This is a genomic window from Yoonia sp., assembly GCF_036007805.1.
GTDB lineage: Bacteria > Pseudomonadota > Alphaproteobacteria > Rhodobacterales > Rhodobacteraceae > Yoonia.
The window spans coordinates 1-21,248 of record NZ_DASYOK010000014.1; the positions used below are offsets into that span (position 1 = coordinate 1).

Below are 21,248 nucleotides of genomic sequence, written 5' to 3' on the forward strand. Positions count from 1 at the left end.
TTTTGCCCGCTGCGGTGATTGCGATCGTGCTGAACCTGATTTTGCCTGAACAATTGTCAGGCGAAGCGACCGAGGAAGTCTCGGGCGGTATGACAGGACATGGCCACGGGTCGTTGCCCAAGTCGTAAAGGCGAATGGCAAAAATCAAAAAGGCCCGGTCATCTGACCGGGCCTTTTTATTAGCTGGCTTCGCGGTCCGCCCAGCCTGCAAAAATGCGTTCCAGAAAGATCACCGCGTAGTAAAGAACGATCCCGAGGAAGGCGAGCGCGATCAGCACTGCAAACATCAACGGATAATCCCCGTTGGTTTCCCCCGACTTGAACAGTGCGCCAAGGCCACGACCATGCGGGCTGACAATTTCCACAAGGTTCGTGCCGATAAAGGCCAAGGTGGCCGAGACCTTCAGCGCGCCAAAGAACTCCGGCAGTGTCTTGGGCAGGGCGATTTTCCAGAAAATCGTGGCTTTCGATGCGCCAAGTGCGCGCAGGATATCGCGGTATTCGGGCTCGAGCGTGGACAGCCCGATCCCGACGGATACGGCAATGGGAAAAAACGAGATCATGAACGCCATCAGCACCGTGTTGAAATCATGCTGCCCGATGAAGAGCAGGGAAATGACGGGCACCAAGGTTGCCTTGGGGATCGCGTTAAAGCCGATCAGCAAAGGATAAAGCGCATCACGCGCGATGCGTGAAAAGCCGATGATCATGCCGATGGCTGTGCCAACGATCACAGCAAGGAACAGACCCACGACCGTACGCCAGAGCGTCTGCCAACCCATCTCAAGGAACAACTCCCTGTACTTCCAGAACGCTGGCGGCAGGTCGGACGGCGAGGCCATTTTGAAGTTCGGCCAACCATTGGCCCAGACCAGAAGCTCCCACAGGCCCAGAAAGATGATGATCGCGATGATCGGGGTGGCGATTTTACTGAACATCAGTGGTCAACCTCGCGGCCTTGGGCGATCTTGATCTGGTCGCGCAGGATATGCAGCATATCCGCGGCCTTGGGGGTAAAGAGCACATCCAGCGTGCGGTCTGAGGGCAGGTCTACGTCCATCACATATTGCGTACGGGCAGGGCGTCCTGAAAGGACAATGACCTGATCGCCCAGAAACACACTTTCGCGCAGATCATGGGTGATCAGCACGGCTGTGAAAGGTTCAGCGGCGCGCAGATCGCGCATCGTTTGCCAAAGATCCTCGCGCGTGAAGGCATCAAGCGCGCCAAAGGGTTCATCCATGATCAAAACGTCGGGTTTATGCACCAAGGACCGGCAAAGCGATGCGCGCTGGCGCATGCCCCCCGAGAGTTCCGAGGGACGCTTGTTTTCAAACCCGACCAGCCCCACCATTTCAAGCAGTTCCATCGCGCGCGCCTCGCGGTCTTTGCGCGGCATACGGGGGGCCACGATTTCCAGCGGTAGAATGACGTTGTCAAGGATCGTGCGCCATTCCAGCAGGACAGGGTTCTGAAACGCCATGCCCACGGTGTTGCGCGGGCCCTTGACGCGTTCGCCGTGCAACCAGACCTCGCCCTCATCAGGGGTCATGAGGCCTGCAACAAGCCGCGTCAGCGTGGATTTTCCGCAACCCGACGGGCCGACAACAGCGGCAAATGTGCCTTCGGGAACGGTCACTTCCAGACCGTCCAAGACCTCAAGCGGGCCATGGTCAGTCTGATAGGCGTGCTTGACGCCTTTGATTTCTATGAGATTTTCGATGGTCTTCAGCCTTGACGGAAAAAGGGCCGCCGCAAAGTGAAGCGGCCCGTTTGTTTTATTGCAACATCAACATATCCGCCGTGGGCAGATAGCTTCCATCAAAATAAAGCGACGCATCGGGCGCGTTCACGAACTCATAGACCGATTTGGTCTGTTCGATCGCGTTTGCCATACGTGCCTCATCAATGCCGCCCATGCCGTTTGCAATCACATAGTCGGTCAGCACATTGGCATCGATTGCCATTTGCAGACGCTCTGTTTCAAGAGCGGCGTCGGCCGCAGGGTTGCGCTCGATCAATGCGGCGATCGCAGCGTCAGGTGTCGCAATAGCGTCTTTCCAGCCCTTTGCGATAGCCGTCAGAAAACCGGTCACCAGTTCCGGGTTGGCTGCGGCAAAGTCGGTGTTGACGATAATCGCGTTGCCGTAAAGGTCCACACCATAATCTGCCATCAACAGAACCGAGATATCATCCTCGGGAATACCCAAACGCTTGAGGTTCAGAGTTGAGGAGAACGAGAAGCCGGTGATCGCTGCGACATTGCCTTCGGCAAGCATCGGTTCGCGGGTCGGAAAGCCCACAGGCTCTACAGTGATGGCATCAACGTCCAATCCGGTTTCTGCGGCAAAGATCGGAAACTGTGCCCATGCGCCGTCAGGTGGCGGCGCGCCAAGCACCTTGCCTTCCAGATCGGAAGGGGCCTCAATGCCCAAAGATTTACGCCCGACAATCGCAAACGGCGGCTTGTCGTAAACCATCATTACGGCTGTGACGGGGGCATCAGGGTTCTGGTCCAGAAAACGCATCAGCGAGTTGATGTCGGCAAACCCCACCGGAAACGCGCCTGTTGCAACCTTTGGAATAGCGTCTAGCGAACCCGCACCTTCGCTGATCGTCACGGTCAGGCCGGCATCGGTGAAATAACCTGCATCAAGGGCGTGAAAATAAGGTGCCGCCGGCCCTTCGAATTTCCAGTCCAATGCAAAAGGCATATCAGTTTGCGCGATGGCAGGTGAAGCGAGCAGGCTTGCAGCAAGCGCAAGCATCTTTTTGTCGAAAATCATTGGCATGTCCCGTGAAATTGTTACCATCAAATACTATCAAAGGCAGGCGCGGCGAAACAGGGATCACGCGGGTTAGTGTCTTTTTGCTGCGCGTTTTTCGGGTCACTGCACAAAAAATAGGCGAATAGGCGTGCCGTGGACTGCTTTCATACGCAATTTTTGCGCTCCCGCGCCTATCGCGGTGTGGATATGCGCAAATTCATGTGCCGGTTTACATCCTTATAGAGCAGATAGCGGAATTTGCCCGGCCCACCTGCGTAACAGGCCTGCGGGCAAAAAGCGCGCAACCACATGTAGTCACCGGCCTCGACCTCGACCCAGTCGTTGTTCAAGCGGTAAACGGCCTTGCCTTCAAGCACATAGAGCCCGTGTTCCATCACATGGGTTTCGAGAAACGGAATAACAGCGCCCGGTTCAAATGTGACGACCGTCACATGCATATCGTGGCGTAGATCGGCGGGGTCGACAAACCGCGTGGTGGCCCATTTGCCGTCCGTTCCGGGCATGACAGTGGGGGCTACGTTGCGGTCGTTTGTTACGATCACATCCGGCGCATCCAGCCCGGGTACAGGCTCATAGGCTTTGCGGATCCAGTGAAACCGCAACATCCCATCGTCCTTGTTGTGCAACGTCCAGCCCGACGCGGGCGGCAGATAGGCATATCCGCCCGGCTCCATCAGATGCGTTTCGCCCGCGACAGTCAGGGTTGCTGTACCTTCGACGATAAACAGCACACCTTCGGCGCCGGCATCTGCCTCTGGCTGATCCGACCCCCCGCCTGGCCCGACCTCCATGATGTATTGTGAAAAGGTCTCGGCAAAGCCGCTCATGGGGCGCGCGATGACCCAAAGGCGGGTATTGTCCCAAAACGGCAGATAGCTGGTCACGATATCGCGCATCGTCCCTTTCGGGATGACAGCATAGGCATCGGTAAAGATCGCGCGGTCTGTCAGGAGTTGGTCCTGGCCCGGATGTCCCCCGGTCGGTGCATAGTATTTGCCTGACATATCGGCTCCTGTCGGTTGTAATCACATAGAAATATGGGGGTGCTCGTCATGAGACACCACCCATTATCGTCAGACAAGGCTTATCGGAGAAATTTGATAATGACGCATGGATTTCAAACAGGATCGTATGATTGTCATGCGTTGATCGTCCACGTCGCACGCATTCAGGAGGCACCAAAGACGGCTTAAGCTGTTCTTAAACCCCATCGCGCATAAAGGCGCCAAGCAATGCATATTCTGTGAGGGGCTAATGGGATTCTCGACTTCAATCGCACTATCGCGAAAACTACCGTCAATCATCGCTGCACTTTGTGTGGTTGCCAGTGTCAGTATCGCCATTGTTGGATATCTGGATTTTCGACAGAATGTGTATCAGGATGCGCGCAAAAATTTCCGTATCCTGACGGAAAGCCGTGGCAACAGCTTGGTGACATGGTTTGAAAACATGGGGCGGGATGTTGCAAGTTATGCAAATGACCCGACGGTTGTGGCGGCCCTGAGCTCGTTTGGCAGCTCCTATGAGCTGATGATTGATAGCGCCGGTTTGCGTGATGCATATATCACAAACAACCCCAATCCGTCCGGCGAACGGGCAATGTTTGATCAGGCGCCTGAATCCATTCCTTACCACTTCCAGCACGGGCGCTTTCACCCGTATTTCCGCGATATTGTGAAGACCGCAGGCTACTATGATTTCTTTTTGTTCAATCGCCGTGGGGATCTGATGTATTCGGTCGAGAAAGAAGGGGATTATGCGACAAACTTCTCTGAAGGACCGTTCGCAGATAGCGGCCTTGCAGCGGCCTTTACTGCCGCGCGGGATGGTGAGCGGGGGCAGACATATTTCGCTGATTTTGATCGCTACGAACCGCGTGCCGGTGACGCGGCAGCATTTCTCGCAACGCCGGTTTTTGATCAAAGCAATCAGGTGCTTGGGGTTGTGGCAGTGCAGGTGCCAGCAGATCAAATAGATAAGATATTCAATGATCCGCTCGGACTGGACGAGACTGGGCGCATCTTCGCTGTTGGACCTGATCAGCAAACGCGGAATGCGCCGCGTTTTGAAAATGGACCTGCGCGCCTTTCTGACGTGTCGGACGCCATCCAAGTGAATGCATTATTCAATGGTGGCGAGACGTTTCAAGGTCTGACCAACGGGATCAGTGGTGATGATATTCTTTCCCAGGGTGCTTTGGTAAATATTTTTGGGCAAACTTGGGCGATCATTGGCGAGATCGCTTCTTCTGAGGTCCAAGCCCCGGTTATTGCCGCGCGCAACAAAATGATCCTGGTTACAGTATTCGTTGTCGGTCTTGCCGCCTTTTTCGGCTGGCTAACGGCGCGCTCAGTCGTGCAGCCGTTGGCACGCCTTGGTGACGCGATGGGCCGCGTTTCAGAGAAAGACTATGATGTCGATCTGTCGGATCAAAAACGTGGTGATGAAATCGGTAGTCTATTCAATAGCCTCAACGATTTTTGTCAGAAATTGCGCGCGTCCGACGAGGCTGAAGAGGAGCGAGAGGCGTTGCAGGTGAAGCAAGCAGAGGTCGTGAACAGACTGAGCATCGCACTCACGAAACTGGCCGATGGTGACCTGCAACATAAGATCGAAACCCCATTTGATGGTGACTATGATCAGCTGCGTCAGGACTATAACCGCACCCTTGTGAATCTGAACAAGACGATCGGGTCGGTGGTAATTCGATCTGGCGCGATCCGCCAGCGTTCGGATGGGATGAGCCGCGCTTCGGATGATTTGTCGCGCCGCACAGAGAATCAGGCCGCAACGCTGGAAGAAACAGCTGCGGCGCTGGACCAGATGACTGCCAGCGTCAAATCCGCGGCTGACGGTGCCCGTCAAGTGAAAGAAGTCGTGGGAAGCGCACGTGATGACGCCGATAAGAGTGAACCGGTGGTCAAAGATGCTGTGCATGCCATGACGGAAATTGAAGGGTCCTCACAGGAAATATCACAGATCATTGGTGTCATTGATGATATTGCGTTCCAGACGAACCTGCTGGCGCTGAACGCGGGCGTCGAAGCCGCGCGCGCAGGCGAGGCCGGGCGCGGCTTTGCTGTCGTGGCATCCGAAGTGCGTGCGCTTGCGCAGCGTTCTTCGGATGCTGCCAAACAGATCAAAGCACTGATCAGTGAAAGCTCCGGTCAGGTCGAGCGCGGTGTCACGCTTGTTGGACAGGCCGGTCAGGTGCTGACAAAAATTGCAAGTCACATCAATCATATCTCCGACCTCGTCGCCGAAATTGCGTCTGGCGCGGAAGAACAATCCATTGGTCTTGGCGAGATCAACATCGGTGTGACCCAACTTGACAAGGTGACACAGCAGAATGCCGCGATGGTGGAAGAAGCAACTGCCAGCAGTCACGCGTTGAATGGGGATGCGGCCCAACTTGAAGAGCTGGTCACGCATTTCCGTTTGGATGAAACCGCAATCGGACATTCCGCCGTGCAGGACAACATCATGCAATTTGTCCCCCAGCCTGCGCAGAATGCGCCCGAAATGGCTTCATTTCATGCAAGGCCCGCAGTCGCCAGGACAAGTGGTGGGGGTGGCGCCCGCGAAGATATCTGGCAAGATTTTTGATAAGCTCGAATATCTCTTGCTGAACTGCACTTTGCCGCGCGTTTCAAATTTGCGCGCGGCATGTGCGCACCGAATGGTGTTCAAGCCAATACTACCCTGACGAAATAGCCTATATGGGGGAATTGGCTCCGACGGTAGGGATCGAACCTACGACCAATTGATTAACAGTCAACTGCTCTACCGCTGAGCTACGTCGGAACACTCGCGCCCATATAGCAATGCGATTCCGGGACGTCCAGAGGGTTTTGTGGTGTTTTTACGAAACTTCTCAAACACATCCTCCGTCAGGCGCGCAGAGCGAATAATGCACCTGTTGCGAGTTGCGGTGCGGCACTGATTTTGCCACGTTTGTAGAGGTCGACCAGATGCGCAAAAACGTTGCGCTCTGCTGCATACATAAGGCCTGGTGCGAGGTCCTGATAGACCGCTTGCGTGATCTGTGCAGGGGTTGCAGGTTTGGTGGTCAGTGCTGCTATGATCTGTGCCTCGCGCTTTTTGCGGTGGTCAATCAACCAGGCAAGCCGCGCCGCAGGTTGCGTGACCGGGGCACCATGCCCAGGATAATAGACACGCGCATCATGATCCTGCAGTTTCGTGCACGAGGACATAAAATCGCTCAGATCACCATCAGGCGGCGAGACCAGCGAACTGGACCAGCCCATCACGTGATCACCGGTAAAGATCGCATCCTTCCAACCAAAACAAAGATGGTTCCCGATATGCCCCGGCGTATGCAGGGTGGTGATGTCGCCCCACGCCCCTGACAAAACTTCGCCGTCCTTGAGCGCATGGTCAGGCGCAAACCTATGGTCAATCCCTTCACCGCCGCCGGCCAGTCCTTCACCGGCCAACTGCTGCATTATTTCGCTGCGTCCTGCGTGGCTGTCGCCGAATGCGTAGGTCGGCGCACCCAGCCGGTCGCGCAGCGGTCCTGCGAGTGGGGAATGATCCAGATGGCTATGCGTGAGCAATATATGTGACACAGGACGCCCCGCGATGACCGCCACCAATGCTGCCAGATGTGTCGGATCGTCTGGCCCGGGGTCGATGATGGCAAGCGTATCGCGCCCTATAATATATGTATTCGTGCCCAAATAAGTCATGGGCGAAGGGTTTGGTGCCAGAACCAGTTGCAAGTCGTCGGCCAGTGCCAGCGGTTTGCCTGCAATCGGTGCAAAATCCGCCATCACAACCGCTTCCCGTTTCTGCCTCGGCAGGGTAGCGTGGCGTCATGGTCTTTGGTTGGCTCAAAAAATACATGCCGCGAGGCATTTACGCGCGCGCGGGGCTGATCTTGGTGCTGCCAATTCTGCTGCTGCAATTGCTTGTCTCTGTTGTCTTTATCCAGCGCCACTTTGAAGGTGTCACCCGCCTGATGACAAGTGCCGTCAATATTGAACTGCGCTTTTTGGTGGATACCGCAAACAGCGAAATGACAGTAGCAGCCGCACGTACAGCCCTTGGGCGTATCGATGGTCCTTTGGAAATCGACACTGTTCTGCCTGCAAACGATGTCGTCACGCAGGATATCGTCCCTTTTGTCGATCTTACGGGCGGTACTGTGGTTGCAACGCTGCGCGCGGGGGTCAGCGATATTCTGGCCGTTTCTCTGGAACGGCGCAGCAGGGTGGTGGTTTGGGTAGAAACCCGCCACGGGCCCCTGCGCATGGATTTGCGACGGGCGCGGGTGTCGGCGTCAAATCCGCATCAGTTGCTGGTGATTATGGTTGTTCTGGGCGGCATCATGACGGCGATTGCCTATGTGTTTTTGCGCAATCAACTGCGGCCGATCAAACGCATGGCCCGTGCCGCCACCGATTACGGCAAGGGCCGGATTACCCCGTTTACGCCATCCGGTGCGATCGAGGTCCGCGCTGCAGGCATGGCATTTCTTGATATGCGCAACCGCCTTGAGCGCCAGACCCAAAGCCGCACAATGATGCTGTCAGGGGTGAGCCATGATTTGCGCACACCGCTGACCCGCTTGCGGCTCGGGCTTTCTATGTTGGACCCCGAGGATGCAGCGCCACTCGTCCATGACGTGGATGATATGGAGCGGCTGTTGGACGCATTTCTGGATTTCGCCCGCACCGACGCCGAAGACAGTCTTGAACCAACGATGCCAAGGCAAATCATTGCAGATGTCCTGGCTGATGCGGCACGCACGAAGCAGAATGTGACGCTGGGGGCGATTGAGGGGGCGGACGAAAAGGTCGGCCTTCGCCCGCTGGCGATCCGCCGCGCCATGGACAATCTGATAGGCAATGCGCTGCGCTATGGCACAAGAGCGGAAATCGGCGTCAGTGTGACGGATCGCGCGGTCCGGTTCTGGGTCGAAGATGACGGCCCCGGTATTCCGCCAGATCGCTATGATGAGGCGCTGAGCCCCTTTGTGCGCCTTGATCCGGCGCGCAATCAGGACAAGGGCAGCGGTGTCGGCCTTGGCCTGTCCATCGTGGCCGATATTGCGCGTACCCATGGCGGCGTCTTGCGTCTGGGGAGCAGTGAGCGGCTTGGCGGGTTGAAGGCCGAGTTGGTTCTGGCGCGCTAGGGATACTCTGCTGCGTCCTGTAGCATTGCATCGCTCCATTCGCGGAGAAACGCGTTTCTGTTCAATTTATCGAGATAGACCAAGAGCGCGGGGCCAAGCCGGATCGGGCCATAGGCGCGGGCTTCGGGTGTTTCTGCGGCACCCAAAGGGGGCAGGACCCAAATACTGGACTGTTCGCGCATCCCTTCTTGCAGCAGGCGGTCAACAAACAGCCCCGCGCTGGCGGTTTGCGTCGCCGTTGCAGGGATCAGCACTGTGCGCAGCATCACGGTGGCATAGTCCTGAAGATCCAGAATTTCCAACCGGTCATCGTGCGCGATCCGTCCGGATGCGTAAGAGCCAAGCACATTATACGCCATAGACAACCGGCCCGAGGCCACATCGTCAATCATCTGCGCCGAACAGCAATAAAGCGCCGTACCGCGCAACCCCATCAGTTCGGACAGTCGCCAGTAGGTATCGGAATTGCGTGCCTCTTGGGTGGCAAAAAGATAACCCAAACCACTGCTGCGGACATCATATGTGCCAATCGCATCCTGAAAAATCTCAGGGTTCTGGCGCAACAGGGCAATCAGGTCTTGGCGTGTTTTCGGGCGTTCCATGCCAGCGAAAGCCGCGCGCGAAATAACAGCAACAGCGGGTTCGGCCGTGAAGGCAAAGACCTGATTGCGCCACTGCGCCCAGACGGGCAGGGCCTGTGTGACGGGGGATGTATAGGTCTGTGTCGCGCCATCATTGGCCAGTTGGAATTGCAGGTCCATCGCCGAAGAGATTGCGACATCAAAGACCGCGCCCTCGGTGATGGCGCGATGCAAAACGGCGCTGGACGTCACATAATAATCGATGCCGATAGCTGGGTTTTCTGCCTGAAATTGTAAAATAAATGGCTCGAAAACCTCCAGATCGCCGGTCGAAATTACCTTGAGCGCGACATCACCGGTGCCGGGGTAGAACTTTTGGTCTTCAAGTTCGAGGGCGGCCAGTGGCCCGCCCAGACAAAGCAAAAGTGTTGTTGCAATCAGGCTGCGGGCAAGATCAGGGAAACGCATGCGCCTTCTCCATCGTCGGGGGTTGTCAATTCGATCCGGCCGCCATGGGCGTCGAGCACTTCTTTTGCGATGGTCAGCCCGAGGCCGGATCCGACCACCTGATCGACGTTGGTACCGCGTTGAAAGCGCGCTGTCAGATCCGGCAGACAGGGCGCCGAAAATCCGCGACCATGATCGCGCACTGTCAGACGCCAGTATCTGTCGTCCATGCGGTCAAGGGTGACGTCGATCGCTGTTTCCGCAGGCGAGTATTTGATAGAATTATCCAAGACATTGCGCAGCGCACTTTCCAACAAAATGGCATCCCCGCGCACATCAGCGGGGCCTTTGCAATTGAGGATGATCGCGATGTCCTTCATGTCGGCTGTTGGGGCGAGCCCGTCTGACACACGCGTGGCCAGTTCGGCCAGATCAACGTGGTCCTGCGCCAGTGTGTCGGCACGGAAACTGACGGTGGCGTGATCCAGAAGCTGGCTGGCCGAACGCGAGCTTTCGTCGACCGCACGGATGATTCGCCTCAGCATTTGTTTCTCTTCTTCTTTTTCAACGGTATGAAGTGCCAGTTCAGCCTGCACCCGCACAGTGGCCAATGGCGTGCGAACGCGGTGGGCGGCCTCGACGATAAACTCTTCGGACCGCCGGATCGAGTGCCCCAAACGTTCCATCAGACGGTTGAGCGCAATCAAAAGCGGTGACAGTTCAGCAGGGACTTGGCGGCGCAGGGGCCGCAAATCGGACGGGCCGCGCCGCGACACAGCTTGAGCGAAGCTGTTGAGCGGCTGCAACGCATTGCCTGCAGCAAAGGCCCCAAGCCCCACAGCAACAATGAAGAGTGACACCGAAAGCCCTGCGGCTGTTTGTGAAAGTTCCGCGCCAATCGCTTGCACACCTGTGCGGGTTTGCGCCACGGTAACCAATACCGGCACAGGCTGTTGGCCTGCCAGAACCGTGCGCTGGACGGTGACCGCGCGCACCGTGTCGCCGCGATAATCCATCGTGCGGACAGTCGCAGCGCCGGGGCGACCGACAGGATTAACGGGTTCGGCCAGATCGTCATATCCGGTCAGTGTCTCGCCCCCGGCAGACACGCGGTAGAACACGCGGTCCTGGCCGATTGCATCCAGCATTGCAAAGGCAGAGTAGGGCAATTCCAGCAGAATCGTGCCCTGTTCACTGTGCAGCGCCTCGGCGATTGTCGTGGCTGAGGCGACAAGCACGTTGTCTTGGGTCTGTTCGGCGGCTTCGCGCGCAAAGGATGTGACAGTCCACCATGACAGAATTGCCAGCACAGCCGCGACACCCGCGAGCAGGATTGTGAGGCGTTGACCGATAGAGCGCCACCAGAACGGCAGCGAATTTGCGGTGCTCATGGCCATGTCATCCGGTATCCGATACCGCGCACGGTTTCGATTTCGACCCCGGCCTCCTGAAGCCGTTTGCGCAGGCGGCCGACATAGACCTCAATGGCGTTCTCACTGACTTCGGCATCTTGGGGAAACAAGCGGTCAAGCAATTGGGTCTTGGACAGGATCTGGCCCTTATTGCGCGCAAAGACCTCGAGCAGGCGCAGTTCGCGGTTGCGCAAGGGCTTTGTGTCTCCGTTTTGCAGGAGTGTGCCGCCTGACGGGTCAAACAGCGCCGTGCCAAGCGGAATAAGTGCGGGTGTCGGCGTGCCGCGACGGCGTAATACTGCGCGACACCTGGCTTCTAACTCACCGAAATCAAATGGTTTTGTGATGTAATCATCAGCACCCAGATCAAGCGTGTCAACGCGGTCGGACACTTGGCTGCGCGCGGTCAGCACGATCACCGGAAGTCGCTCGACTGTCCGTGTTTTGCGCAAAAATTCGCGGCCGTCGCCATCGGGCAGCATCACATCAAGCAGCATCAGGTCGTATTGCGCAATCGCCAGCCACTCCTCGGCCTCGGCCAGTGTTGTGGCAAGATCCACCGCATGCCCGTCAAGCGACAGACGCGCGATCACAGCCGCGCCCAGTTCTTCGTTATCCTCAACGAGCAAAAAGCGCATTGATCGGTCTCTCCTCGGTCCGCGCAACCTGAAATCCGGCGGCGGGTGAATTAATTCAACTGGTGTCAGGCTCGTGTCAGCTTCGCATGCGGTTATTTAACATGGGCGGGGAAACCGCGCCTGTCAAATGGGAGGACTACCGATGACAATGAACATGACCCGCCGGGTCGTGATGGCCGCTGCGGCCGTTACACTCGCTTTTACAAACCCAGCAACCGCTGGCGGCCATCAGGTGATGGACGAGATTAATTTCCTGATCCCCGGCGGCGCTGGTGGTGGTTGGGACGGCACTGCCCGTGGCACTGGTGAGGCGTTGACCGCGTCCGGCCTTGTGGGCACAGCATCTTACGAAAATATGTCCGGTGGCGGCGGCGGTGTGGCGATTGCCCACCTGATCGAAAATGCGGAATCGCTGCAAAACACCATGATGGTGAATTCGACACCAATCATCATCCGCTCGCTCACAGGCGTGTTTCCACAAAGCTACCGCGACCTGACCCTGATCGCGGGCACCGTGGGTGACTATGCGGCGATTGTTGTCAGCACAGACAGTGCGATCCAGTCGATGGATGATCTGCTGGCGGCGTACCGTGCTGATGGCATGGGCTTTGCTGTTGGCGGCGGGTCTGTACCCGGCGGGCTTGACCACCTTGTTGCGGCCTCTGTCATGCAGGCGGCGGGCGAAGATCCGACAGCGTTCAACTATATTCCGTATGACGCCGGTGGTGCAGCCATGGCAGGTCTGCTGTCCGGTGAAATCCAGGCGCTCTCAACCGGCTTTTCCGAGGCGATTGCGCTGGCCGACCAAGGTGAAGTCCGCATTCTTGGCGTGACATCCCCCGAACGTGTGCCGGCCTATGACAGCGCACCCACAATGATCGAGCAGGGTCTTGATACCACGTTCATCAACTGGCGCGGTTTCTTTGCGGCACCCGGTCTGGCGGACGAACAGGTTGCGAAAATGCAGGCCGTCATTGCTGCGATGTACGACACACCCGAGTGGGAAGAAGTCCGTGCGCGTAACGGCTGGGTCAACATCTACAACAACGGTGAAGACTTCCGTGCATTCCTGGACAACCAGGAGCAGGAAATCGGTGACCTGATGCGGACACTCGGCTTTCTCTAAGGCCTAGGCTGCAATACTTTGCCGTCCCGCAATCATGCGGGACGGTTTCACTACACGAATTTTCAGGGAGGGGAATTCATGGCGCTGGATCGTTGGATCGCGCTGATCTTTGTCTTATTTTGCTGCGTTTATGGCTATGCCGCATACTTTACGATGGATCAGCTTCTTCCCCCTTTTATGCAACGTAACCCTGTGTGGCCTTCGACCTTTCCAAAGGTGCTGGCCGTTCTTGGGATTATCGTTGGTCTGGTTGTGCTTTTGGGTCTGGAAAAGACCGACGACAGCGACGCGGGCCCCTCGGCCACTGAAATCAACTATCGCCGTTTGCACGAATACAAACTCGGTCAGGCCCTGTTGCTGCTGGCGCTCATGGTGCTTTACGCGCTGATGCTGCGGCCTGCGGGTTTTCTGATCTCGACCACCGTCTTTCTGGTGGCCGGCAGCGCGATCCTGGGCGAGCGCAAGTTTCACATCATGATCCCTGTCGCGGCCTTCGCCACGGGTTTTGTGTGGTATCTGGTCCAAGAGGTGCTTGGCATCTTCTTGCGGCCCTTTCCGTTTTTCATGGGGATGTAGGCTATGCTTGAAGGTATTTTGATTGGCCTAGAAGCGGCCTTTTCTGTGCAGAACATCCTGATGGTCGTGTTCGGCTGCCTGATTGGGACATTCATCGGCATGTTGCCGGGTCTGGGGCCTATGTCGATTATCGCCATTATGATCCCGGTGGCGATCACCTTGGGGGATCCGGCGGCGGCGCTGATCCTGTTGGCCGGCGTTTATTACGGTGCGATCTTTGGCGGCTCGACCTCGTCGATCCTGCTGAATGCGCCCGGTGTGGCGGGCACCGTCGCCACCAGCTTTGACGGTTATCCTATGGCACGTAACGGGCAGGCAGGCAAGGCGCTGACCATCGCCGCAGTCAGCAGTTTTGCAGGTGGCACGATCGGTGTGATCCTTTTGATGGTCTTTGCGCCGGCTTTGTCCTCTGTTGCGCTGTTGTTCCATTCGGCCGAGTATTTTGCGCTGATGGTTGTGGGTCTGTCGGCTATCGCGGCCTTTGCAGGGACAGGGCAAGTGGGCAAGGCGCTGATGATGACCCTGCTGGGTCTGATGCTCGCCACCGTGGGCGAGGGCGCTTTGTTCAGCATGCCACGCTTTACGATGGGCGTGATGGACCTGCAGTCGGGCATCAGTTTTATCACATTGGCTATGGCGATGTTTGCCCTGCCTGAGGCACTTTTCCTCGTGCTGAACCCCGCACGCGGGGCCAGCAACGCCGAAGGCGGTAGCAACAAGATCACCAATCTGCGCTTTTCGCGGGCCGAAGGGAGGGCGATCCTGCCTGTGATCGGACGTCAGTCCATCCAGGGCTTCTTTATCGGCGTTTTGCCCGGTGCGGGGGCCACGATTGCGTCTTTCCTCGGCTATGCTGTGGAACGCAACCTTGCCAAAGGCGAAGAGCAGGCCGAATTCGGTAAAGGGTCTGTCAAGGGTCTTGCCGCGCCGGAAACAGCCAACAACGCGGCCTGTACCGGATCATTCGTGCCTTTGTTGACGCTGGGTATCCCCGGTTCCGGCACGACGGCGATCCTGTTGGGCGCGCTGATTGCATTGAATGTCACCCCCGGTCCACGTCTGATGACAGACACGCCCGAGATTTTTTGGGCTGTCATCATCTCGATGTTCATCGGCAATCTGGTGCTTTTGTTGCTGAACCTGCCGCTGATCCCCTATATCGCCAAGATCCTGTCGATCCCGCGCAACTACCTGATCCCCTTCATTCTGTTTTTTACGCTGATGGGAGCCTATATCGGGCAGAATAACGCGACCGAGCTCTTGATCCTTGTGGGCTTTGGTGTGGTCGCCACGATCCTGCGGTTTGCGGATTATCCGCTGGCACCGCTCTTGATCGGGTTCATCCTTGGCACGATGCTGGAAGACAACTTTGCGCGCTCCATGCAGCTTTATCGTGGCCTCGGCTTTATCCTTGAGCGTCCGATGACATTGGGGTTGCTGGTCTTGGCCTTGCTGCTGGTGCTTTTGCCAAGTTACCGCGCGCGCCGTGCGCGCAAGCGGGCAGAAGGTGTCGCTGACGGCGATTGATGCGGTACCGCGCGCAGATTTCGTTTTGGAATCTGCGCGCGGCGACCTAACACTTGGGCATGATCCTGTCCAAACCCCGCAACCCCAAGATGGACGCAGGCCGGCACCACCGCGCGCGGCTGGGGTTTATCCTGATGTCGACCGATCTGGCCTGCGAGGCCGATTGCATGGATATGGCCCCCGATGGCGTGGCTGTCCATTTCACCCGTCTGAAAACAGACGATCACACCACCAATGAAACTTTGGCGCGCCACATCGACGATATGGCCGATGCCGCTTCGCGCCTGCAGCCCGATATGCGCCCCGAGGTGATCAGCTATTGCTGCACCTCTGGCTCGATCATCTGCGGTGAGGAAAGCGTCTTTCGCGAAATCCGCAAAGGTGCGCCATGGGCCCAGCCTATGTGCATTGTCACCGGCGTGATGGATGCGTTGCGTGAAGTGGGCGCGCAAAAGATCGTCATTGGCACACCCTATCTGGACGAGATCAACACCGCCGAGGCCGCTTATCTGGGACAAGCGGGCTTTGACGTGCTGGATATTCAGGGTTTGCAATTGGCAACCGGCGTTGAATTCGGCCGTGTCACACCCGATTACTGGAAGCAGTTTGCGCTGGACATCGACAGCCCGGATGCGGATGCGATTTTTCTGTCCTGCAGCGGCATCCGCGCGCTTGAGGTCGTCGACGAGATCGAACAGATCGTGGGTAAGCCGGTGATTACCTCAAATCAGGCGCAGTTCTGGTCGTGTTTGCGCAGGGCAGGGATCATGGATGACTTGCAGGGGTTTGGCCAGATTTTCAAACACAGTGGGCGGGCGATATCGGGCATGGGGCCACAATGACGGCACCATCGACACGCGGGTTTCCGGAGGCGGAATATCTCGCGCGGACAACACGCGCACAGGAAAAGATGGCGGAGCAGGGCCTTGAGGGCCTGTTGCTGATGACCGAAGCAGAGGTCACCTATTTCACCGGCTTCCAAACCCTGTTCTGGCAAAGCCCGACACGGCCATGGTTTGTTTTTGTGCCGCAAGCAGGCAAGCCCGTCGCGATCATCCCTGAAATAGGTGCTGCTCTTATGCGTCAGACATGGGTGGATGACATCCGCACATGGTGCGCGCCTTGTCCTGCGGATGACGGGATCAGCTTGCTGACTGAGCTGTTGGCGCCTTGCACAAAGATCGGGGTCATGCTGGGCCATGAGACACATCTGCGCATGCCGCTGGCTGATTGGAACAGGTTGATGGCTGGATTGCCGGGCCTTTCGGTCACCGATGTGGCACCGCTGGTGCAAGGCCTGCGTATGGTGAAATCCGACGCCGAGGTTGCGAAACTTGCCCATATCTGCGCGATCGGGTCGGCGACCTTTGCGCAGGTGCCCGCGTTTGCGCAAGAAGGCACGCCGCTCGATGCTGTGTTCCGCGAGTTTCGGCGCGCCGCATTGGCACAGGGCGCCGACGGTGCGCCCTATGTGGTGGGGGCGGCGGCACAGGGGGGCTATGCAGATGTCATCTCGCCGCCGGACGGCACACCGCTTGCCAAGGGCGATATCCTGATGCTGGACAGCGGTATGGTCTGTGACGGCTATTATTGCGATTTTGATCGCAACTGGACGATTGGGCGCGCCGATGACATGGCCAAACGCGCCTATGATGTGCTTTGGCGCGCGACCGAAGCAGGCATAGCTGCAGCGCGCCCCGGCACTACCTGTCAGGAGCTTTGTGCTGCAATGAGCGCAGTAATTGCCGAGATACAGGACAGCGGGGGTGACATCGGTCGTTTGGGGCACGGATTGGGGCTGCAATTGACCGAACAACCCTCGCTGGCGGGCTTTGATGCGACGGTCTTGCAAGAGAACATGGTCATCACATTGGAACCCTCTGTCTCCTACGGTGACGGGCTGATGATGGTGCATGAGGAAAACATCGTCGTGACACCCGCAGGGGGGCGTTTGCTGACGACCCGTGCCGCGCCGGAACTGCCAATCATTTAGAGGTTTCGGATGCATCGAATCTCTTGCGCGCAGGTCGGGAACGGGGCAAGTTGCGTCGCAATCGACGTCGGGAGAACCAACCCAGTTGGTGCCGAAGGAGCAACCGCCCCGGAAACTCTCAGGCCACAGGACCGACGTAGGTAAGAAGACTCTGGAGAGTGGCAGGTCGCTGCCCGCCGAAGGGATAGCAATCTCAGGCATCAGGACAGAGGGGGCATCACGCACGTCGGCATCCGCTGCCGTGCCCACGTGGTGCCGTATGATCGCAAGATCGCGTCGGCCGGAAAGAAGGAACGGCTTGGCAATGTCTGATCTGCACCAAACCCCGCTACATGCGCTTCACCTTTCGCTGGGGGCAAAAATGGTGCCCTTTGCCGGTTATGATATGCCTGTCCAATATCCGATGGGCGTGCTGCAGGAACATCTGCACACGCGGGCAAAGGCAGGCCTGTTTGATGTCAGCCACATGGGGCAGGTGCGTGTGACGGGTGCCGATTACACAAGTGCTGCAGCGGCACTGGAGCGGCTGATCCCCGTGGATATTCTGGATCTGGCTGAAAACCGCCAGCGCTATGGTTTTTTCACCAATGCAGCGGGCGGCATCCGTGATGATCTGATGCTGGCGAACCGTGGTGATCATGTTTTCATCGTTGTGAATGCCGCCTGCAAGGCCGATGACATCGCCTATATGCAGGCCGAACTGACGGGTGTGTCCGTGACCGAAATCACCGACCGCGCGCTTTTGGCGCTGCAAGGTCCGGCGGCAGAGGCTGTGCTACGCACCCTCGATCCGCGTGCCGCTGATATGCGCTTTATGGATGTCGCGACGCTGACACTCGCGGGTGCGGAATGCTGGGTCTCGCGGTCGGGCTATACTGGCGAGGACGGCTATGAAATCTCGGTCCCTGCGGATCAGGCCGTAGCCTTGGCAGAGGCGCTATTGGCGCATGATGACGTGGCCCCCATCGGGTTGGGCGCACGCGACAGTTTGCGACTTGAAGCAGGGCTATGCCTTTATGGACATGATATCGACGCGGGCACAAACCCTGCCGAGGCGTCCCTTGGTTGGGCAATCCAGAAGGTCCGCCGCGCGGGCGGCGCACGCGCTGGCGGGTTTGTCGGCGCGGAAGTCATTTTGCCCGCCCTATCAGAGGGTGCTGCGCGCAAACGCGTGGGCCTGCTGCCGCAAGGGCGCGCACCCATGCGCGAAGGTGTGCCGCTTTTTGCAAGCGAAGACGCTGCCACCCCAGTCGGCACCATCACATCGGGCGGTTTCGGCCCGACCGTCGGCGCACCTGTCGCCATGGGCTATCTGCCGACGGATCTGTTTGCCACCGGCACCACCGTCTGGGGCGAATTGCGCGGCAAGCGCCTGCCGCTGACGGTTGCTGCGATGCCCTTCACACCTGCCAATTTCAAACGTTAACTCTGGAGAGCCCCGATGAAATACACCGAAGAACACGAATGGCTGCGCCCCGAAGACGACCTGATCGTCGTGGGGATTACAGAACACGCCACGACCCAACTGGGCGATATCGTCTTTGTCGAATTGCCCGAAGTCGGCGCGACAGTGACCAAGGACGACGAGATCGTAGTGATCGAAAGCGTCAAGGCGGCTTCTGATATCCTCGCACCTCTGGATGGTGAAATTGTCGAGGTCAACACAGCCCTTGCCGACAATCCCGCCCTCGCCAACGAGGATGCCATCGGGGATGGCTGGTTCTTCAAGATCAAACCGTCCGACCCGTCACAGATGGACGACTACATGGACGAAGCAGCCTATAACGCAATGATCGCCTGAACACGCGCGGAGCCTGACATGCCTTTTACCCCGACCGATTATCTGCCCTATGACTTTGCCAACCGCCGCCATATCGGACCCTCGCAGGCCGAAATGGTGCAGATGCTGGAAGTGGTCGGGGCAAAAGACCTTGATGCGCTGATTGATGACACATTACCCGCCGCAATCCGGCAGAAAGACCCGCTGGATTTCGGCAAGCCGCTGTCCGAGGCAGAGTTGCTGCGCCGCATGAAAACGACGGCCCAAAAGAACAAGGTGCTGACGTCTTTGATCGGGCAGGGGTATCATGGCACGGTCACGCCCCCCGCAATCCAGCGCAATATTTTCGAAAACCCTGCGTGGTACACCGCCTATACGCCCTATCAGCCCGAGATTTCACAAGGCCGGCTTGAGGCATTGTTGAACTTCCAGACGATGGTGTCTGACCTGACAGGGCTCGAAATTGCCAACGCGTCCCTGCTGGACGAGGCGACTGCCTGCGCCGAGGCAATGACCATGGCGCAGCGTGTCGCCAAGAGCAAAGCCAAGGCGTTCTTTGTTGACGAAAACTGCCACCCGCAAAATATTGCGGTGATCCAGACCCGCGCCGCACCTTTGGGGATCGAGGTGATCGTGGGCGATCCTGACACATTGGATGCCGCGGCAGTCTTTGGCGGGATCTTCCAGTTCCCCGGAACCCACGGGCATTTGCGTGATTTCACTGACCAGATTGCGGCCCTGCATGCAGCGGATGCGATTGGTGTGATCGCCGCTGACCCGCTATCACTGACGCTCTTCAAAGAACCCGGTGCGATGGGCGCCGACATCGCCATCGGCAGCACCCAGCGTTTTGGCGTGCCCGTTGGCTATGGCGGCCCGCACGCGGCCTATATGGCGACGAAAAAGGCCTATGCACGCTCCATGCCCGGCCGCATTGTGGGTGTGTCGATCGACAGCCACGGCAACCGCGCCTACCGGCTGTCCTTGCAGACGCGCGAACAGCATATCCGCCGCGAAAAGGCGACGTCCAACGTGTGTACGGCACAGGCGCTCTTGGCGGTGATGGCCGGGTTTTATGCCGTTTTCCACGGCCCTGAGGGGCTGAAGGCCATCGCCCAACGCATTCACCGCAAAACCGCGCGGATGGTCGAGGGGCTGAAAGACGCGGGCTTTGACGTGCGCCCCGCCACCTTCTTTGACACGGTGACGGTCGATGTGGGGCCGTTGCAGGCGGCTGTCATGGCCGCGGCGGTGAACGAAGGGATCAACCTGCGTGCGGTGGGCAAAACCCGCGTGGGGATCACGCTGGATGAACGCACACGGCCCGACACAATCGAGGCCGTCTGGCGCGCCTTTGGCATCACGCGGGAGGACAAGGATTATACGCCGCATTATCACATGCCCGAAAAGCTGATCCGCACGTCCGATTACCTGACGCATCCAGTGTTCCACATGAACCGCGCCGAGACGGAAATGATGCGTTACATGCGCCGCTTGGCTGACCGTGATCTGGCGCTGGACCGTGCGATGATCCCGCTGGGGTCTTGCACAATGAAGCTGAATTCCGCCGCCGAGATGATGCCTGTGTCCTGGGACGAATTCGCGCTGCTGCACCCCTATGCGCCCCGCGATCAGGCCGAAGGCTATCACGAAATGATCGACGATCTGTCCGCGAAACTCTGTGATGTGACCGGCTATGACGCGATCTCGATGCAGCCCAATTCCGGCGCGCAGGGCGAATATGCGGGGCTTTTGACGATTGCGCGCTATCACGCAGAGCAGGCGCAGGGGCACCGCAACATCTGTCTGATCCCGATGTCCGCGCATGGCACGAACCCTGCCTCGGCACAGATGGTCGGCTGGACTGTGGTGCCGATCAAATCGGACGCCAAAGGGGACATTGATCTGGATGATTTCCGCGCCAAAGCAGAGCAGCATTCCGACAACCTTGCAGGCTGCATGATCACCTATCCCTCGACCCATGGTGTGTTCGAGGAAACCGTGACCGAGGTGTGCAAGATTACCCATGATCACGGCGGTCAGGTCTATATCGACGGGGCCAATATGAACGCGATGGTCGGCCTGTCGCGCCCCGGTGATCTGGGGGGCGATGTCAGCCATTTGAACCTGCACAAGACCTTCTGCATTCCCCACGGTGGTGGCGGCCCCGGTATGGGACCGATCGGTGTGAAATCCCACCTGATCCCGCATCTGCCCGGAGA

At 58.0% G+C, this 21,248-nt stretch carries 18 protein-coding genes, 1 tRNA gene and 1 riboswitch; of the genes, 10 read left to right on the top strand and 9 right to left on the bottom strand.

Annotation, left to right across the window (positions count from 1 at the left end; translation table 11 throughout):
• Nucleotides 1-179: 179 nt before the first annotated feature.
• The 4 genes from VGP75_RS00600 to VGP75_RS00615 form a co-directional block, all read right to left on the bottom strand.
• Complete coding sequence (locus tag VGP75_RS00600) at nucleotides 180-938, bottom strand: ABC transporter permease (RefSeq protein ID WP_327541796.1); 759 nt, start codon at nucleotides 936-938, stop codon at nucleotides 180-182.
• A complete protein-coding gene (locus VGP75_RS00605; RefSeq protein WP_327541813.1) occupies nucleotides 938-1,723 on the bottom strand; it encodes an ABC transporter ATP-binding protein in 786 nt (261 codons plus the stop codon). The genes VGP75_RS00600 and VGP75_RS00605 overlap by 1 nt, the downstream gene beginning before the upstream one ends.
• A gap of 55 nt (nucleotides 1,724-1,778) precedes the next feature.
• On the bottom strand, nucleotides 1,779-2,786 hold the full coding sequence (locus VGP75_RS00610; protein WP_327541797.1) for an ABC transporter substrate-binding protein: 1,008 nt from the start codon (nucleotides 2,784-2,786) through the stop codon (nucleotides 1,779-1,781).
• A 173-nt stretch (nucleotides 2,787-2,959) separates the two neighbouring features.
• Nucleotides 2,960-3,793, bottom strand: a complete 834-nt coding sequence (locus VGP75_RS00615; protein WP_327541798.1) for a bifunctional allantoicase/(S)-ureidoglycine aminohydrolase — start codon at nucleotides 3,791-3,793, stop codon at nucleotides 2,960-2,962.
• A gap of 250 nt (nucleotides 3,794-4,043) precedes the next feature.
• Between VGP75_RS00615 and VGP75_RS00620 the strand changes: the two genes are divergently transcribed.
• Nucleotides 4,044-6,395 carry a methyl-accepting chemotaxis protein gene (locus VGP75_RS00620; protein WP_327541799.1) on the top strand — a complete coding sequence of 784 codons (2,352 nt, stop codon included), beginning with the start codon at nucleotides 4,044-4,046 and terminating at the stop codon, nucleotides 6,393-6,395.
• Between the two features lie 123 nt (nucleotides 6,396-6,518).
• Here VGP75_RS00620 and VGP75_RS00625 read toward each other — a convergent pair.
• Together VGP75_RS00625 and VGP75_RS00630 are read right to left on the bottom strand one after the other, a co-directional pair.
• Nucleotides 6,519-6,593 (bottom strand) — tRNA-Asn (locus tag VGP75_RS00625).
• An 86-nt stretch (nucleotides 6,594-6,679) separates the two neighbouring features.
• Nucleotides 6,680-7,582 (bottom strand): MBL fold metallo-hydrolase, encoded by a 903-nt coding sequence (locus VGP75_RS00630; RefSeq protein WP_327541800.1) that lies wholly within the window; start codon nucleotides 7,580-7,582, stop codon nucleotides 6,680-6,682.
• Nucleotides 7,583-7,626: 44 nt separating this feature from the next.
• Between VGP75_RS00630 and VGP75_RS00635 the strand changes: the two genes are divergently transcribed.
• Complete coding sequence (locus VGP75_RS00635; protein WP_327541801.1) at nucleotides 7,627-8,946, top strand: ATP-binding protein; 1,320 nt, start codon at nucleotides 7,627-7,629, stop codon at nucleotides 8,944-8,946.
• On the opposite strand, the gene VGP75_RS00640 is transcribed toward VGP75_RS00635, so the two are convergent.
• From VGP75_RS00640 to VGP75_RS00650, 3 genes are read right to left on the bottom strand one after another with little or no spacing between them, the layout of a single operon-like run.
• Complete coding sequence (locus VGP75_RS00640) at nucleotides 8,943-9,995, bottom strand: ABC transporter substrate-binding protein (protein ID WP_327541802.1); 1,053 nt, start codon at nucleotides 9,993-9,995, stop codon at nucleotides 8,943-8,945. The two genes, VGP75_RS00635 and VGP75_RS00640, sit on opposite strands and share 4 nt — an antisense overlap.
• Nucleotides 9,965-11,365 carry a sensor histidine kinase N-terminal domain-containing protein gene (locus VGP75_RS00645; protein ID WP_327541803.1) on the bottom strand — a complete coding sequence of 467 codons (1,401 nt, stop codon included), beginning with the start codon at nucleotides 11,363-11,365 and terminating at the stop codon, nucleotides 9,965-9,967. Before VGP75_RS00645 ends, VGP75_RS00640 begins: the two co-directional genes overlap by 31 nt.
• Nucleotides 11,362-12,024, bottom strand: a complete 663-nt coding sequence (locus tag VGP75_RS00650; RefSeq protein ID WP_327541804.1) for a response regulator transcription factor — start codon at nucleotides 12,022-12,024, stop codon at nucleotides 11,362-11,364. Before VGP75_RS00650 ends, VGP75_RS00645 begins: the two co-directional genes overlap by 4 nt.
• A 142-nt stretch (nucleotides 12,025-12,166) precedes the next feature.
• Between VGP75_RS00650 and VGP75_RS00655 the strand changes: the two genes are divergently transcribed.
• The 8 genes from VGP75_RS00655 to gcvP all read left to right on the top strand — a co-directional run.
• On the top strand, nucleotides 12,167-13,150 hold the full coding sequence (locus tag VGP75_RS00655; protein WP_327541805.1) for a Bug family tripartite tricarboxylate transporter substrate binding protein: 984 nt from the start codon (nucleotides 12,167-12,169) through the stop codon (nucleotides 13,148-13,150).
• Between the two features lie 78 nt (nucleotides 13,151-13,228).
• Nucleotides 13,229-13,726, top strand: coding sequence for a tripartite tricarboxylate transporter TctB family protein (locus VGP75_RS00660; protein ID WP_327541806.1), 498 nt, complete (start codon nucleotides 13,229-13,231; stop codon nucleotides 13,724-13,726).
• A gap of 3 nt (nucleotides 13,727-13,729) precedes the next feature.
• Nucleotides 13,730-15,253, top strand: coding sequence for a tripartite tricarboxylate transporter permease (locus VGP75_RS00665; RefSeq protein ID WP_327541807.1), 1,524 nt, complete (start codon nucleotides 13,730-13,732; stop codon nucleotides 15,251-15,253).
• A gap of 59 nt (nucleotides 15,254-15,312) precedes the next feature.
• Nucleotides 15,313-16,095 carry a maleate cis-trans isomerase family protein gene (locus VGP75_RS00670; RefSeq protein ID WP_327541808.1) on the top strand — a complete coding sequence of 261 codons (783 nt, stop codon included), beginning with the start codon at nucleotides 15,313-15,315 and terminating at the stop codon, nucleotides 16,093-16,095.
• Nucleotides 16,092-17,246 (top strand): M24 family metallopeptidase, encoded by a 1,155-nt coding sequence (locus VGP75_RS00675; RefSeq protein WP_327541809.1) that lies wholly within the window; start codon nucleotides 16,092-16,094, stop codon nucleotides 17,244-17,246. The genes VGP75_RS00670 and VGP75_RS00675 overlap by 4 nt, the downstream gene beginning before the upstream one ends.
• 58 nt (nucleotides 17,247-17,304) lie before the next feature.
• Nucleotides 17,305-17,390, top strand: a riboswitch (glycine riboswitch).
• Nucleotides 17,391-17,550: 160 nt separating this feature from the next.
• Nucleotides 17,551-18,672, top strand: a complete 1,122-nt coding sequence (gene gcvT / locus VGP75_RS00680) for a glycine cleavage system aminomethyltransferase GcvT (protein ID WP_327541810.1) — start codon at nucleotides 17,551-17,553, stop codon at nucleotides 18,670-18,672.
• Nucleotides 18,673-18,687: 15 nt separating this feature from the next.
• Entirely contained in the window at nucleotides 18,688-19,047 is a 360-nt protein-coding gene (gene gcvH / locus VGP75_RS00685) for a glycine cleavage system protein GcvH (protein WP_327541811.1), read from the top strand.
• Nucleotides 19,048-19,065: 18 nt separating this feature from the next.
• Nucleotides 19,066-21,248 (top strand): aminomethyl-transferring glycine dehydrogenase (gcvP, locus tag VGP75_RS00690; RefSeq protein WP_327541812.1); only part of this gene is annotated, 2,183 nt, incomplete at its 3' end.